The 14,672-nt window shown below is 67.4% G+C and carries 13 protein-coding genes; 7 read left to right on the plus strand and 6 right to left on the minus strand.

Annotation, left to right across the window (positions count from 1 at the left end; genetic code table 11):
* Nucleotides 1-35 precede the first annotated feature (35 nt).
* Both KB874_RS14195 and KB874_RS14200 read left to right on the plus strand, forming a co-directional pair.
* Complete coding sequence (locus tag KB874_RS14195; RefSeq protein WP_212537197.1) at nt 36-1,046, plus strand: phosphotransferase family protein; 1,011 nt, start codon at nt 36-38, stop codon at nt 1,044-1,046.
* Nucleotides 1,039-1,434 carry a PaaI family thioesterase gene (locus KB874_RS14200; RefSeq protein WP_212537198.1) on the plus strand — a complete coding sequence of 132 codons (396 nt, stop codon included), beginning with the start codon at nt 1,039-1,041 and terminating at the stop codon, nt 1,432-1,434. The genes KB874_RS14195 and KB874_RS14200 overlap by 8 nt, the downstream gene beginning before the upstream one ends.
* A 115-nt stretch (nt 1,435-1,549) precedes the next feature.
* On the opposite strand, the gene KB874_RS14205 is transcribed toward KB874_RS14200, so the two are convergent.
* The 6 genes from KB874_RS14205 to KB874_RS14230 all read right to left on the minus strand — a co-directional run bounded on the left by KB874_RS14205 (nt 1,550) and on the right by KB874_RS14230 (nt 8,418).
* The gene (locus tag KB874_RS14205) at nt 1,550-2,485 is read right to left on the minus strand and encodes a 2-hydroxyacid dehydrogenase (protein ID WP_212537199.1); all 936 of its coding nucleotides are present in this window, start codon (nt 2,483-2,485) and stop codon (nt 1,550-1,552) included.
* 124 nt (nt 2,486-2,609) lie between these two features.
* Nucleotides 2,610-3,749, minus strand: coding sequence for a rod shape-determining protein RodA (gene rodA / locus KB874_RS14210; protein ID WP_212537200.1), 1,140 nt, complete (start codon nt 3,747-3,749; stop codon nt 2,610-2,612).
* Nucleotides 3,746-5,665 (minus strand): penicillin-binding protein 2, encoded by a 1,920-nt coding sequence (gene mrdA, locus KB874_RS14215; protein ID WP_212537201.1) that lies wholly within the window; start codon nt 5,663-5,665, stop codon nt 3,746-3,748. Before mrdA ends, rodA begins: the two co-directional genes overlap by 4 nt.
* On the minus strand, nt 5,662-6,201 hold the full coding sequence (locus KB874_RS14220) for a rod shape-determining protein MreD (protein ID WP_212537202.1): 540 nt from the start codon (nt 6,199-6,201) through the stop codon (nt 5,662-5,664). The genes mrdA and KB874_RS14220 overlap by 4 nt, the downstream gene beginning before the upstream one ends.
* Nucleotides 6,194-7,114, minus strand: coding sequence for a rod shape-determining protein MreC (mreC, locus tag KB874_RS14225; protein WP_212537203.1), 921 nt, complete (start codon nt 7,112-7,114; stop codon nt 6,194-6,196). Before mreC ends, KB874_RS14220 begins: the two co-directional genes overlap by 8 nt.
* 125 nt (nt 7,115-7,239) lie before the next feature.
* Complete coding sequence (locus tag KB874_RS14230; RefSeq protein WP_212537204.1) at nt 7,240-8,418, minus strand: MHYT domain-containing protein; 1,179 nt, start codon at nt 8,416-8,418, stop codon at nt 7,240-7,242.
* A 433-nt stretch (nt 8,419-8,851) separates the two neighbouring features.
* Between KB874_RS14230 and KB874_RS14235 the strand changes: the two genes are divergently transcribed.
* The 5 genes from KB874_RS14235 (at nt 8,852) to KB874_RS14255 (ending at nt 14,533) form a co-directional block, all read left to right on the plus strand.
* Nucleotides 8,852-9,907, plus strand: a complete 1,056-nt coding sequence (locus KB874_RS14235; RefSeq protein ID WP_212537205.1) for a TRAP transporter substrate-binding protein — start codon at nt 8,852-8,854, stop codon at nt 9,905-9,907.
* Nucleotides 9,908-9,991: 84 nt separating this feature from the next.
* Nucleotides 9,992-10,585 (plus strand): TRAP transporter small permease, encoded by a 594-nt coding sequence (locus KB874_RS14240; protein ID WP_212537206.1) that lies wholly within the window; start codon nt 9,992-9,994, stop codon nt 10,583-10,585.
* Entirely contained in the window at nt 10,582-11,898 is a 1,317-nt protein-coding gene (locus KB874_RS14245; RefSeq protein ID WP_212537207.1) for a TRAP transporter large permease, read from the plus strand. Before KB874_RS14240 ends, KB874_RS14245 begins: the two co-directional genes overlap by 4 nt.
* Nucleotides 11,899-11,985: 87 nt before the next feature.
* Nucleotides 11,986-12,747: an SDR family NAD(P)-dependent oxidoreductase gene (locus KB874_RS14250; protein ID WP_212537208.1), complete on the plus strand. Its 762-nt coding sequence runs from the start codon at nt 11,986-11,988 to the stop codon at nt 12,745-12,747.
* Between the two features lies 1 nt (nt 12,748).
* Nucleotides 12,749-14,533, plus strand: a complete 1,785-nt coding sequence (locus tag KB874_RS14255) for a feruloyl-CoA synthase (RefSeq protein WP_212537209.1) — start codon at nt 12,749-12,751, stop codon at nt 14,531-14,533.
* The last annotated feature ends 139 nt before the right edge of the window (nt 14,534-14,672 follow it).

The following is a 14,672-nucleotide window of genomic DNA, read 5'->3' on the forward strand; positions in this document are numbered from 1 at the left end:
TTGATTATTTGTAACAAGAAGAAGCAGGGGGTGGCATGGACCTGAACCGTCTGTCGGACTGGATGGCTGAGCATGTGCCGGGTTTCTCGGGGCCGCTGAGCACGGTCAAGTTCGACGTGGGCCAGTCCAACCCGACCTATCGGCTGGACAGCCCCTCGGGCTCCTGGGTGCTGCGGCGCAAGCCGCCGGGCGCCCTTCTGAAATCGGCCCATGCGGTCGATCGAGAATTCCGCGTGCAGCGCGCGCTGGCCGGGTCGCCGGTGCCGGTGCCCCGCATGATCGCACTGTGCGAGGACAACGCCCTGATCGGCTCGATGTTCTATGTCATGGAGCATGTTGCGGGTCGCACCATCGCCGATCCGTCGATGCCCGCCGAGACGCCCGAGGCGCGCACTGCGATCATGAACGAGATGGGGCGCGTCCTGGCTGCGATCCACGATGTCGATGTCGTGGCCGTTGGCCTGTCGGATTACGGCCCGCCCGGAAATTACTACGAACGGCAATTCTCGCGCTGGGTGCAGCAATACCGCGCTTCCGAGACCGGAGAGATAGCGCCCATGGAGGCGTTGATCGACTGGTTGGGCGCTCACATGCCCGCCAAAGACGGGATGCGCTGCCTGGTGCATGGTGACTACCGCATCGACAACCTGCTGTATCAGGCGGACGGCCCGCGCATCCTTGCAGTGCTCGACTGGGAGTTGTCGACGCTGGGTCATCCCTTTGCCGACCTCGCGGGCGTCATCATGCAATGGCAACTGCCGCCCGGGGCCGAAGGGCGGGGCCTGTCCGGCATTGACCGGGCGGCGGCAGGCTTGCCCTCGGACGAGGATTTTGTGACCGCCTATTGTGCGCGGCGTGGCATCGACCGTCCCGACCGCTTCGGCTTTTACGTGGCCTTCGCTTTCTTCCGAATGGCGGCGATCCTGCAAGGGGTCAAGAAACGCGCGCTGGACGGCAACGCGGCCAACCCGGAAAAGGGGCTGCGGCTGGGCACATTCGTGCCGCGCTTTGCCGAACTGGGACTGGAGGCCCGCGATCATGGATGACCGGTTCCGCGAAGACCCCTACACCTTCGCAGCCCATATCGGCATGCAGATGCTGGACTGGTCCGAGGGCTTTGCCCGGTTCGAGCTGCCCCTCGTCGACTTCACGATGAACCGCCACGGCAATCCGCATGGCGGCATCCACGCCGCGCTGCTCGACACCGTGATGGGCTATGCCGGTTGCTGGACGGGCGATCCAGACCTCCGGCAGATGTGCCTGACGCTGGCGCTGAACGTGCAATACCTGTCGCGACCGCGCGGTGCGGTTTTCCTCGCCGAGGGTCGCAAGACCGGCGGCGGCAAGTCCACCTTCTTCGCCGAAGGCGAGATCCGCGACGAGACTGGCGAGTTGATCGCCAAGGGAACAGGCACCTTCCGCTACCGGCGCTAGCGTCTCCTTCGCAGCTGCAAGGCCATCCTCTGCTTCATCTTGCCGGATAAACTCCGGGGGAGTCCCGAAGGGACGGGGGCAGAGCCCCCAGCCCCGGCAACCGTTGGCGCGCGGCTCAATAGCCCGCGTCGCGGTCCACCACGTGCAGGAAGGGCAGGCCGCGCTCGCCGCGGCGCACATTCTCGGCCACGACGCGGGCGGCCGAGGGCGGGCGCGTCTCGGACGCGATATGCGGCGTGACGGTGACACGGGGATGCGCCCAGAACGGATGGTCCTTCGGCAGCGGTTCGATCCGGAAGACGTCCAACGTCGCATGCGCCACCTGCCCGCTGTCGAGTGCGGCCAGCAACGCGTCGTCGTCGATCAGGGCGCCGCGGCCGGGATTGACCACGAAGGCGCCGGGCGCCAGCAGAGCCAGGGACGAGGCGTTCAGGACATCCTGCGTTGACGGCGTGTTCGGCAGCAGCAGAACGACGACCTGCGCGCCCCGCAGTGCGGTCGCCAGCGTGTCGTCACCATGCAGGCAGCGGATTCCGCTGATGCGCTTTTCCGACCGGCTCCAGCCTGTCACCGCAAAGCCCAGGCCGCGCAGCATCCGCGCGCAGGCCGATCCCAGCGCGCCCAGTCCCAGCACCGTAACCGGCCGGTCGCAGGCCAGCGGCGGCGCCACCGGGTCCCAGCGGTGATCGGGGTTCACGATATGCGCGTCCATCCCCAGGTGGTGCCGCATCACGTGGCCGCTGACCCATTCGACCATGCCCTGGGTCAGCCCTTCCTCGTCGACCATCCGGCAGAGCGGCACCCGCAGCGTCGTGTTTCCGACGACACCCTCGACCCCTGCCCAGAGGTTCAGAACCGCCTTGAGCCGCGTGTAGGGGGCAAAGTCCTGCACCGCCGAATTGGGCGCGTAGACGATGTAGTCGACCGTCTCGGGCGGCATTTCGGTCGCCAGGCGACAGTCGAGACCGGCGGCGTCCAGCGCGGCGTGCAGCGGCGTTTCGTATTCGGCCCAGAGCTCGGAGCGGGCGGCGAAAAGGATATTGGCGGTCATGGGCGTCTCTCTTGCGGATTCGCCCCAGACCTAGCACAGCACGACAGGCGGCGCGACGAGGGGGCTCTGCCCCGTCGCCTTCGGCGACTCCCCGGAGTTCTTCCGGCAAGATGAAGGGGCGATGTCAGCGCGGGCGGTGGATATGCGCGCTCTGCACCAGGCCGAAGGCGACCATCAGCACCAGCATGGCCGAGCCGCCATAGCTGACCATCGGCAGCGGCACGCCGACCACCGGGGCGAGGCCCATCACCATCGACATGTTCACGGCGAAATACAGGAAGAAGGTCAACCCGATCCCGAGGATCAGCAGCGACGAGAACCGGTCGCGGTTCTGAAGCGCCGAGACGATGCAGAAGACCAGCACCAGAACGTAGAGCAGCAGCAATGAGAACCCGCCGATGAAGCCGAACTCCTCTGCCAGCGTGTTGAAGATGAAGTCGGTATGCTTTTCCGGCAGGAAGTTGAGCCGCGATTGCGTGCCCTGCATGAAGCCGCGCCCCGTCCAGCCCCCCGAGCCCATGGCGATCTTGGCCTGGGTGATGTGATAGCCCGCGCCGAGCGGGTCGGACGAGGGATCGAGGAATGTGTCGATGCGGCGGAACTGGTAATCCTTGAGCAACTGCCAGTCGGTGCCGCGGCTTTCGAAGACAAGCCAGATGCCGCCCGCGCCCGCGGCGATGACGGTGCCGAAATAGGCCCAGTGCACGCCGGCGAGGAACATCAGCAACCCGCCCCCTGTTACCAGCAGGATCGCCGTGCCGAGGTCGGGCTGGGTCAGAACCAGCGCGGTCGGCAAGAGGATGATCAGCACCGGCAGCAGCACCCAGAGCGGCCGTGAGGTCTTGTTCAGCGGCAGCCAGTCGTAATAGGCGGCCAGGAACATCACCAGCGTGATCTTCATCAGTTCCGAGGGCTGCAACCTCATGAAGCCGAGGTCGATCCAGCGTTGCGCGCCCATGCCGATGGTGCCGAAGAATTCGACCAGCACCAGCAGGAACAACGCTCCGAGGTAGGCCACGAGGCTCATCGACCGCCAGAACCAGATCGGCACCATGGCCACGATGAACATCACCGCCAGGCCCAGCGCAAAGCGTTTCATCTGGGGCTCGGCCCAGGGGCTGAACGATCCGCCTGCAACCGAGTAGAGCATCAGGAAGCCGACGCCCGCCACGGCGGTCAGCAGCAGCACAAGCGGCCAGTTCAGGTGCAGCGCCTTGCGCCATCCCGACGGGACGGTCTTTACGTTGTATTCAAGATAGCTCATGCGCGCGACCTCGCCTGGGCCTCGCGCTCCTGGCGCTCGCGTTCCAGCCGTTCCTGCAACGCCTCGATGCGCGAGCGGTCCGCAGCCGGATAGGCGTCGAGCGGGGGCGTGCCGCCATACAGCGCCTGAAGCGTGATGTCGCGCCCGATGGGGGCCGCCGCGGCCGAGCCGCCGCCGCCATGTTCCACCACGATCGAAACCGCGATGCGCGGCGCGTCCCACGGGGCGAAATCGACAAAGAGCGCGTGGTCGCGTTCCTCCCACGGCACGTCCTCGTTGCGCACGACGCGGTTGAGCACCTGCGCCGTGCCGGTCTTTCCGGCCATGCGCATGTCCTCTGCCAGGATGCGAGACCGGTAGGCGGTGCCGCGGCGGTCGTTGCTGACCGCATACATCGCCCGGTGGATGCGCTTGAGGTGCCCGGGACTCAGGCCGAGGTCGGCGCCGCCGCGCGTGGGCGTCTCGACCCCGTTGATCGTCTTGACCAGCCGCGGCTCGATGCTGCGCCCGGTGGCGATCCGCGCGGTCATCACCGCCAGTTGCAAAGGCGAGGTCAGCACGAAGCCCTGGCCGATCGAGGCGTTGACGGAATCGCCGATCCGCCATTCCTGGCCGCGCTCGCGCCGCTTCCAGTCCTTGTCGGGCATCAGGCCGGCGGTCACCGCCGACATCTCGATGTCATGCGCGACGCCAAGGCCCAGGCGGCGGCCCATCTCGGCGATGCGCTCGATTCCGACCTTCAGCGCAAGGTCGTAGTAATAGACGTCGCAGCTTTCGCGCAGCGATTCCTCGAGGTTCATGTGGCCGTGGCCGACCCGTTTCCAGCAGTGGAAGCGGCGTGTACCGATTTCCATGTGGCCGGGGCACCAGACTGTTTCGTCTGGGGTGATGACACCGGCCTCCAGTGCCGCCAGCGCCGTCACCATCTTGAAGGTCGAGCCCGGCGGATAGGCGTCCTGCACGGTCTTGGAGGCCAGCGGGCGGTGGTCGTTGTCGCGGTATCCAGCGAAGTCGGGCACCGAGATGCCACGCACGAACTTGTTGGGATCGAAGGACGGCGACGAGGCGATGGCCAGCAGGTCGCCCTTTTCGAGGTCCATCACGACGGCCGAGGCGCTTTCGGGCCCGAGGCGTGCCTTGATGTAATCCTGCAACCCGCCGTCGATGGTCAGCTGGATGTCGGCGCCCGGTTCGCCCTCGCGGCGGTCAAGCTCGCGCATGACGCGGCCCACGGCGTTGACCTCGACCCGCTTGGTGCCGGGTTCGCCGCGCAGCATCTCCTCGAACTTCGACTCGACGCCGACCTTGCCGACCTGGAAGCGCGGGATGCGCAGCAGCGGCGGCGGATCCTCGTAGCGGGCGAGATCGCGTTCCGAGACCGGTCCGACATAGCCCGCGACGTGAGCAAAGGTCTCGGCATGGGGGTAGACTCGGCTGAGGCCGACCTCGGTGGTGACGCCGGGCAGGGCGGGGGCGTTCACCGCGACGCGGCTGATGTCCTCCCAGGCGACGCGGTCTGCCACGGCGACGGGGATGAAGGGCGGTGTGCGCTTCATCTCGGTCAGGGCGCGGTTCAGATCGTCGCCGTCCAGCTCGACCAGTTGGCCCAGGCGGGCGATCACCTGCTCGACGTCGCCTGCATCTTCGCGGGTGACGGTGATGCGGTAGGTCGGCTCGTTATCGGCGATGATGGTGCCATTGCGGTCGAAGATGCGGCCCCGCGACGGTGGGATCAGGCGGATGTTGACGCGGTTCTCTTCCGCCAGCAGACGGAACTCGTCGGCCTGGTCGACCTGGAGATGCCGCATGCGCAGCCCGAGCACGCTGGCGAAGGCCAGCTGCGCGCCGCCAAGCATCAGCGCCCTGCGGGTGATGCGGGTGGCGCTCTCGGCGGTTTCCTTCGGCGTGCGTCTCATGTGCCGCGCCCCATTGGGTCGAATTCGCCGGGCGCATTGTGGCGCACACCGAAGACGATGTAACTGACGGCCACCACAAACGGGTAGGCCAGGACGGTCATGCCGTATTGCATGGCCGCTAGGAAAAGCGTTCCGGGCGCCACGATCAAGACCCCCAGCACCAGCCGATACGCGATCGTGATGACCAGCAGCAGGCCCGCGACGTTCAGCCATTCGCCCACGAAGGTGCCGTCGCGCAGCCTTCGTTCCTGCCGCTTCATCCATTCCGCGGCGATCAACACCAGCGCCGCCCAGAGACCGGGCGGCCGCCCCAGCAGCAAATCCGCCAGCAGCAGCGCGCCGGCGATCGAAAGGGCAGGGACATAATCGGGCCGGCGCAGCGCCCAGGCAAGTGTCAGGGCCACCAGCAGGTCCGGCCCGGCAAAGCCCGCCGGCACGGTCTGGAGCGGTAGAAGATTGACGAACAGGATGCCCAGCACCAGCCCCAGATAGGCCAGGCGCATGCCGATGAGCTCGGATGCGGCGCGCTCAGCCATCGGGCTGGCCCTCTGCGGGGGCGGCGGACTCGGCCGTTCCGGGCGTTGCGGGCGGTGTCGCGGGCAGGATCAGTCCGCCCGGTTCCGAGACCCGGCGCGCGCCGTGATCGCGCAGCACGCGCAGGAACTCCAGCCGTTCGTAATCGGCGGCCAGCCGCACCCGCAGTCGCCCGCCTGGATCCTGCGCCACCTGGCCGATCAGCAGGCCTGGAGGAAAGACCTCTCCGTCGCCCGAGGTCACGATGCGGTCACCGGCGCGGACCTGTTCGGGATCCTCGAGAAAGTCGATCGGCGGCGCGGCGGTGTTGTCGCCCACCACCAGCGCGCGCTGCCCCGAAGGCTGGATCACCGCCGGGATGCGGCTTGTGGCGTCGGTCAGCAGAATCACGCGGGCGGTGTTGGCGCCCACGCCCGAGATCCGCCCCACCAGGCCGATCCCGTCCATCGTCGCCCAACCGTCCACGATGCCGTCGCGCGAGCCTACGTTGATCAGCACCGATTGCCGGAACGGGCTGCCGGAATCCGCCAGCACGACGCCGGTGATATAGGTCAGGCGCGGATCGAGCTGCACGTTGTTCAGGTCGCGCAGCCGGGCGTTCTCCTGCTCCAGTTGCAGCGCCGCTTCCTTCCACGCCGTCATCTGCCGCAACTCGCGGCGAAGCTCCTGATTCTGTTCGTAGATGCGCTGATAGCTCTGGAAATCGCGAACGATGTTCACCGTTGCGGTGACCGGCGCCATCGCCCAGTCCATGTTCGGGATCACCGCGTCCACCACCTGCGCGCGAAAGCGCTCGACGCGCGGCGAATCGATCCGCCACAGCAGGAACAGGCCCAGCAGGCACAGCACCACGATCGCCAGGAAGAGGCGTTTCAGCGGTGTTGTGAAATCGTCGCTGCTTGCGTCGCGGGCCAAGGCGGCGGGACTCCTGCGGTGGTGGATCTGTCCGGGGCCTATTAAAGCCTAACGAGGCGCATGTGTAACGGTTTTCGCGGTGCACCGGGTGCGGCGAAGGGCGGGGCAGGATTCCGCCGACGTGCTCACATGCCCAGTCTTTCGCGCACCTCGGACAGCCGCGAGCGGCTGACGGGCACCTTGCCGAGACCCTGCGTGTTCTCGAAAAAGCAGATGCCGTTGTCCTTGCGCCGTTCGAAGCTGGTCACGTGGTCGACGTTGACCAAGTAGCTGCGATGGGTCTGCACAAACAGGCCCGCCGGGACGCGCGCCGCCGCCTGGGTGATCGACCAGGGGCAGAAATGCCGTCCGCCATCGGTGTAAAGCAGCGTGTAATGCCCCTCCGCGCGGATCGCCGCGATTTCCTCGGGGGCAAGGAACCGGGTCCGGCCGTCTGCCTCGTAGGGGATGGCGCGGGGGGCGGCGGCCTTTTCGGCGGGTGCCGGGGCGGACCGGGCGGGGGCGGGCACGGCCGCGTAGGGGCGCGGCGCGTCGGCTAGGGGCGGCGGCGCGCCTCCGGCCAAGGCCAGCGCCATTCCACCGCCGGCGTCGGCGTCGCCCAGGCGGCTGGCGAAACTCGCCCCGCTCAGCAGGAAGGCGCCCGACAGAACAAAGGCCGAGACGGCGACGCCGAAGGCCAGCACCTCGCGGCTCATGGGGACGGCGGGCATCGTCTCGCCGGTGGCGACGAATCCGGTCCCGGCCATGGCGATGAAATGCACGGCGCAGACCGCAAGGCCAAAGCCCAGCGTGCCGATCAGGATGTTGCGCGGGCGGCGTTCCTCGTAGGAGATCAGGAAGGACAGGACCGACAGCGCCACCGAGGCCGCCAGCGCCACAGCTATCCCGCTGGCCGAATAGACCGGGCGGCAGACCTCCATCCCGGCCATGCCGATATAGTGCATCGTGGCGATTCCCAGCCCGGTGACCGTGCCGCCCAGCACGACCTTGCGCCGCGTGCGGCGTCCCTCGTGCACGATCAGCAGCGCCAGGCCCATCATCAGGATCGCCGTCAGCGCCGAGATCAGCGTCACCAGGGGATCGAAATAGAAGACCAGAGGCAGGTCGAGGCCCAGCATGGCCACGAAATGCATCGACCAGACGCCCCAGCCCAGGATGACCGCCGCAACCGAGACCACGGCGCGCCGCATCGGCACACGCATGTGTGACGCGCCCTGCATCAGGGACAGGCCGGAAAACCCCGCGATCAGGGCGATGGCCAACGCCGCAAGGGCGAAGAGCCAGTTATGGCTGTAATCCAGCAAGAGGCCCTCCCCTTCCTCGCGCCGTCGGGAGAGATATAGCGACCGCGCGCGGAATTCATAGCCGTTTCCGGCGCGGCTTCATTTCCAATTTTGTTTACAGGGAAACAAAACCGTGTTGTCCTTCCTTCAGGTTCGGGCTGGAAGACGCTGGACAGTTCACTGCACTTGCGGTCCGATACGACAGGCATGGCCCGGTGCGATGTTGCAATATAATGCGAGTCGTGCAAGATGTTGCACAAGTCGCGCCAGGCAGCAGGGGAGGATAACATGACCACATTCGTGACGGGCGCAACCGCGCCCCCGGTCTGCCTTCCGTCGCCGGGGCCGGACCCTTTTTGCCGATAGCGCGCGGCGATGCGCGCGCCACCGGCGCAGGACAAAGGCGGAACCTGACGCCGGACCACCGGCGCAGCGGTCATTAGGGAGGACTATCATGACCACACGCAGAACTCTTCTTGGAACCGCGGCCGCGGCGCTGACCGCGGCGGTGCTGGGGACGGCGGCGATGGCGCAGGAGGTCACGCTGACCCTGCACCAGTTCCTGCCCGCGCAGGCCAACGTGCCGAAGCTGGTGCTGGACGTCTGGGCCGACCGCGTAGAGGAAGCTTCGGGCGGGCGCATCGACATCGAGCGCTATCCCTCGATGCAGCTGGGCGGCACCCCGCCCGAACTGATGGACCAGGCGATCGACGGCATCGCCGACGTCGTCTGGACGGTGGTGGGCTACACGCCGGGCCGCTTCCCCTCGACCGAGGTATTCGAACTGCCCTTCATGGTGTCGGATGCGCGCGCCGCGTCCTATGCCTACTGGAAGATGTTCGAAGAACACATGAAGGACGGCGAATTCGCCGACGTGAAGATCCTCGGCACCTGGGTGCATGGCCCCGGCATGTTCCACACCAACAAGCCGGTCGCGGTACCCGCCGACCTTCAGGGCATGAAGATCCGCGGCGGTTCGCGCCTGGTGAACGACCTGCTGGGCCGGGTCGGCGCCGAGGCGATCGGCATGCCGGTGCCCGCCATCCCCGAGGGCCTGTCCAAGGGCGTGATCGACGGCACCACGATCCCGTGGGAAGTCACCAGCGCGCTGAAGGTGCCGGAACTGGTCAAGAACCACACCGAGTTCGAGGGGCCGGCGCTGTACAACCTGACCTTCGTCCTCGCGATGAACAAGGACAAGTACGACAGCCTGCCCGATGACCTGAAGGCGGTGATCGACAGCCAGTCCGGACTGGCCTTCTCGATCTTCGCGGGCGGCACGCAAGCGGATGCCGATGGCCCCGCGCGCCAGATCGCGGTCAACATGGGCAACACCATCGTCACCGTATCCGAGGAGCAGGCCAAGGAGTGGGATGCGCTGGTCAACCCGATCTACGAGACCTGGGTCGCCGACATGCAGGGCAAGGGCATCGACGGCCAGGCGCTGATCGATGAGGCCCGCGCGCTGATGGCGGAATACGATCCGTCGATGGATACCTACGCCAAGTAAGGCGAAAGGCCGGGGCGGCGCGGGCTGCCCCGGCGCTTTGCGGGGCCGGGGCAGGGCGTCGCGCGGGCAGGGGGCCGGACACCGATGCAAGGCATCCATCGCTTCATGACGGCCATGGCGCGGATCATGGCGGTGCTGGGCGGCATCGTGCTGCTGGCGCTGATCGTGATCACCTGCGTCTCGATCCTCGGGCGCGCCCTGAACACGGCGCTGCATTCGGGCTTGATTCAGTCGGCGGCACCCGATTTCGCCCAGGCGCTGATCGATTGGGGCATTGGCGCGATCCGGGGTGACTTCGAGCTGGTCGAGGCCGGCATGGCCTTCTGCATCTTCGCCTTCCTGCCGCTTTGCCAGGTCACCGCCGGTCACGCCACGGTCGACATCCTGGTGGGTGCCATGCCGCGCCCGGCGCGACGGGTCTTCGTCCTCCTGGGCGAGGCGCTGTTCGCCGTCGCGCTGGTGGTGATCGCGCAGCAGCTTTACCTCGGGATGGAAAGCAAGCTGCGCTCGGGGCAGACGAGTTTCCTGCTGCAATACCCGGTCTGGTGGGGCTATGCCGCCGCCCTGACAGGGGCGGTCGCGGCGGCCGTGGCAGGGGTTTACATGGCGCTGGTGCGCACGCTGGAACTGCTGACGGGTCGCGTGCTCGTGCCCAACGCCGTGGGGACGGATCATTGAGCAATCTCGAAATCGGCATCTATTCCTTTCCAGCGCTTCTGGTGATGATCTTCCTGCGGGTGCCCATCGGGCTGGCGATGTTCCTTGTTGGGTTCGCGGGGCTCTGGATGGTCACGGGGCGGCCCAACATGGCGCTGGCCCGGCTCAAGACAGAGGCCTACACGACCTTTTCGAACTACTCGCTGTCCATCGTGCCGATGTTCCTGCTGATGGGCTACTTCGCGACGCTGGGCGGCATGAGCCAGGCGCTTTTCAAGGCGGCGGAGTCGTGGCTGGGCCACCGCAAGGGCGGCGTGGCCATGGCGGCGATCGGTGCCTGTGCGGGGTTTGGTGCGATCTGCGGCTCGTCCCTGGCGACCGCCGCCACGATGAGCCGCGTGGCCCTGCCCGAACTCAAGGCCTATGGCTACAAGGGCGGCTTTTCCACAGCGACGCTGGCGGCGGGCGGCACGCTGGGCATCCTGATCCCGCCCTCGGTCGTGCTGGTGATCTACGCCATCCTGACCGAGCAGAACATCGCCAAGCTGTTCCTTGCCGCCTTCATCCCCGGTATCATGGCGGCGATCGGCTACATGATCGCGATCGCGATCTACGTGCGGATGAACCCCGGCAGCGCCGGCGTGCGCGAACCCGTGCCGATGGCCGAACGGTTCCGCGCGCTGATCGATGTCTGGCCGGTGTTGCTGGTCTTTGTCGCCGTGGTCGGCGGCATCTATGGCGGCATCTTCACGCCGACCGAGGGCGCGGCGGTCGGCGCGCTGGGCACCGGGCTGATCGCGCTGGTCAGGGGCGGTCTGACGCCGCGCACGCTGATGGACAGTTTCACCGACACGGCGCGCTCGACCGCGATGATCTTCTTCATCGTGCTGGGCGCGGCCTTCTACAACGGGTTCCTGGCGCTGACCCAGGTGCCGCAGACGCTGAGCGCGCTGGTGGTCGAGCAGGGATTTGCCCCGCTGACGGTGCTTTGCGTGATCCTGCTGCTCTACCTGGTCTTCGGCTGTTTCATGGACAGCCTGTCGATGATCCTGCTGACCGTGCCGATCTTCTTTCCGGTGATCTCGGCGCTGGATTTCGGCATGACGGTCGAGCACGTGGCGATCTGGTTCGGCATCCTGGTGCTGATCGTGGTCGAGGTCGGGCTGATCACACCGCCGGTGGGGATGAACCTGTTCGTGATCAACGCGATGGACCCGGCGACCCCGATGACGCAGACCTACCGGGCGGTGATCTACTACGTCGCCTCGGACTTGGTGCGGGTGGTGATCCTGGTGGCGTTTCCGGCGATCACGCTGTTCCTGCTGCCGGGATGAGGCGGGAGAGCGGGCAGGGGGCTCTGCCCCCGTCGCTGCGCGACTCCCCCGGAGTTTGTTTGGCAAGATGAAGATGGGAGCTTTGCGATGGATGTGAGCGGACAGGTGGCGGTGGTCACGGGCGGCGCAAGCGGGCTGGGCGCGGCGACGGCGCGGCGGCTGGCGGCGGATGGGGCGCAGGTGGGGGTTCTCGATTTCGACGCGGATCGCGGTGCGGCCGTGGCGGAGGAGATCGGGGGCTTTTTCGTGAGGACGGATGTCGGCGACGAGACCTCGGTCGCTGCGGCCATCGCGGCGGTGAAGGACCGGTTCGGCGCGCCGCGGATCGCGGTGAACTGCGCGGGGATCGGTCTTGCGGCGCGGGTCGTGGGGCGGGACGGCGCGCTGTCGACGAGCCTTTTCGAGCGGACCATCCGGGTGAACCTGATGGGCACCTACCATGTCATGTCGCATGCCGCGCGCGAGATGGCCGCGCTGGATCCGCTGGAGACCGGCGAGCGTGGCGTGGTGATCAATACTGCCTCGGTCGCCTGGCAGGACGGGCAGATCGGGCAGGCGGCCTATGCGGCCTCCAAGGGGGCCATCGCGGCCATGTGCCTGCCTGTCGCGCGGGAATTCGCCAAGTTGGGCATCCGGGTCGTGGCCATCGCGCCCGGTCTGTTCGAGACTCCGATGATGATGGGCTTGCCCGAGGAGACGACCAAGGGCATCGTCGCCAACATCCCCTTTCCCCATCGGCTCGGCGATCCGGCGGAATACGCGCTGATGGCGGCGCAGATCGTCGCCAACCCCTATCTCAACGGCACGACGATCCGGCTGGACGCCGCCGTGCGTCTGCCGCCGCGGTGACATGGCGGCCTATCGCCCCCATGCTGTGATCCGCGAGGATCGGGCCGATGGTTCCATCCTGCTGCGGTCGGCTAATTCTTTGGGGCCGGTGGCGGCGAAGACCGCGGACTGGCTGCGTCGCTGGGCCGAGTTGACGCCCGACGCGGTGTTCCTTGCTGAACGCTCGGGCGGGGGATGGCGCGCGGTGACCTATGTCGAGGCGTTGCAGGCGGTGCGGGCGCTGGCCGCCGCGCTGCTGGAGCGCGGCATGGGCGCGCAGACGCCGATCCTCATGCTGTCGGGCAACGGGGTGGATCACGGTCTGCTGGCGCTGGCGGCGCAGTATGTCGGCGTGCCCACCGTGCCGCTGGCCGAGCCCTATTCGCTGATCCCCGCCGCGCGGCCGCAGCTGGAACATTGCGCGCGGCTGATCCCGCCGGCGATGGTCTTTGCCGCCGACGGGGCGCGGTTCGCGGCGGGGCTTGCCGTGTTCGGGGACGTGGAGCGGGTGGTGAGCCGCAACGCGCCGTCGGGCGCCACGCTCCTCGCCGACCTGCTCCGCGCCACCGGGGCGGTGGAAGAGGCGGCGGCGCAGGTCGGGCCGGACACGGTGGCGAAATACCTGATGACCTCTGGCTCGACCTCCAGCCCCAAGGCGGTGATCACGACGCAGCGCATGATGTGCGCCAACCAGGCGCAGATCGCAGGGGCGTTGCCGTTTCTGGAGCAACACCCGCCGCGCATCGTCGACTGGCTGCCCTGGAACCATGTCTTTGGCGGGTCGCACAATTTCAACATGATGCTGGCGCATGGCGGCGCGCTTTACATCGATGGCGGCAAGCCGGTGCCGGCGCTGATCGGCGAGACGATCGAGAACAACCGCATGGTGGGTGGCACCATCGCCTTCAACGTGCCGGTGGGCTTTGCCATGCTGCGCGACGCGATGCGCGCCGATGCCGCCCTGCGCGAGCGGTATTTCCGCGATCTCGACATGCTGTTCTATGCCGGTGCCTCGCTGCCGCAGGATGTCTGGGACGATCTCGAGGAGATGGCGCAGGAGGTGCGGGGCGAGGTGCCGCTGTTCACCTCGTCCTGGGGCCTTACCGAGACCGCGCCCGCGTGCCTGTTGCAGCATGAACCGACGCGGCGCTCGGGCGTGATCGGCGTGCCGCTGGGCGGGGTCGAGGTCAAGCTGATCCCCGAGGATGAAGGGCGCTGCGAGATCCGGGTGCGGGGGCCGAACGTCATGCCGGGCTATTTCCGCGATCCCGAGCGGACGGCTGCGGCCTTTGACGACGAGGGGTTCTTTGTCACCGGCGACGCGGTGCGGTTCGTTGATCCTGATGACCCGGACCGCGGGCTGCACTTTGACGGGCGGATATCGGAGGATTTCAAGCTGACCTCGGGCACCTGGGTGCGGGCGGCTACGCTGCGGCTGGAGCTGCTGACGGAACTGGGCGCGCTGGCGCAGGACCTGGTGATCTGCGGCGAGGGGCGGGACGAGATCGGCCTGATGATCGTGCCCGGCCCGGCGGTGGCGGGCCATGCCCCGGCAGAGGTCGACGGCGCGCTGATGTCCGACGGGCTCGCGCAGGCGCTGCGCGCGCGGCTGGCGGGCCGCGCCGGGCTGGGGTCGTCATTGCGGGTGGCGCGGGTCATGGTGCTGCCCGAGCCGCCCGATATCGGCGAGGGCGAGATCACCGCCAAGGGCAATCTCAACTTCCGCCGGATCCTGACGCGACGCTCGGCCCTGCTGGAGCGGCTCTATGCCGGCGGTGCGGGCGTGGTGAAGATCGACACGCGTTAGGCGGGCGAAATGGCCGCGCAACGGTGTTTCGGCGTCTCGCGGCAAGGAATCCTTGCCGGTTTCCGGCAAAAGCACATCGCCAGGCACATTTCGTTTTGCGCGAGGGGCGCCACGACCTATGGTTGTCCCCAGTTGAGAC

The organism is Thetidibacter halocola, assembly GCF_018224955.1.
Classification (GTDB): Bacteria; Pseudomonadota; Alphaproteobacteria; order Rhodobacterales; family Rhodobacteraceae; genus Thetidibacter; species Thetidibacter halocola.

Bases quoted from the DNA above. Each gene is read 5' to 3' on its own strand.
- KB874_RS14195 (WP_212537197.1), top strand. From the start codon at position 36: ATGGACCTGAACCGTCTGTCGGACTGGATGGCTGAGCATGTGCCGGGT.
- KB874_RS14200 (WP_212537198.1), top strand. From the start codon at position 1,039: ATGGATGACCGGTTCCGCGAAGACCCCTACACCTTCGCAGCCCATATC.
- KB874_RS14205 (WP_212537199.1), bottom strand. From the start codon at position 2,485: ATGACCGCCAATATCCTTTTCGCCGCCCGCTCCGAGCTCTGGGCCGAA.
- rodA (WP_212537200.1), bottom strand. From the start codon at position 3,749: ATGAGCTATCTTGAATACAACGTAAAGACCGTCCCGTCGGGATGGCGC.
- mrdA (WP_212537201.1), bottom strand. From the start codon at position 5,665: ATGAGACGCACGCCGAAGGAAACCGCCGAGAGCGCCACCCGCATCACC.
- KB874_RS14220 (WP_212537202.1), bottom strand. From the start codon at position 6,201: ATGGCTGAGCGCGCCGCATCCGAGCTCATCGGCATGCGCCTGGCCTAT.
- KB874_RS14235 (WP_212537205.1), top strand. From the start codon at position 8,852: ATGACCACACGCAGAACTCTTCTTGGAACCGCGGCCGCGGCGCTGACC.
- KB874_RS14240 (WP_212537206.1), top strand. From the start codon at position 9,992: ATGCAAGGCATCCATCGCTTCATGACGGCCATGGCGCGGATCATGGCG.
- KB874_RS14250 (WP_212537208.1), top strand. From the start codon at position 11,986: ATGGATGTGAGCGGACAGGTGGCGGTGGTCACGGGCGGCGCAAGCGGG.
- KB874_RS14255 (WP_212537209.1), top strand. From the start codon at position 12,749: ATGGCGGCCTATCGCCCCCATGCTGTGATCCGCGAGGATCGGGCCGAT.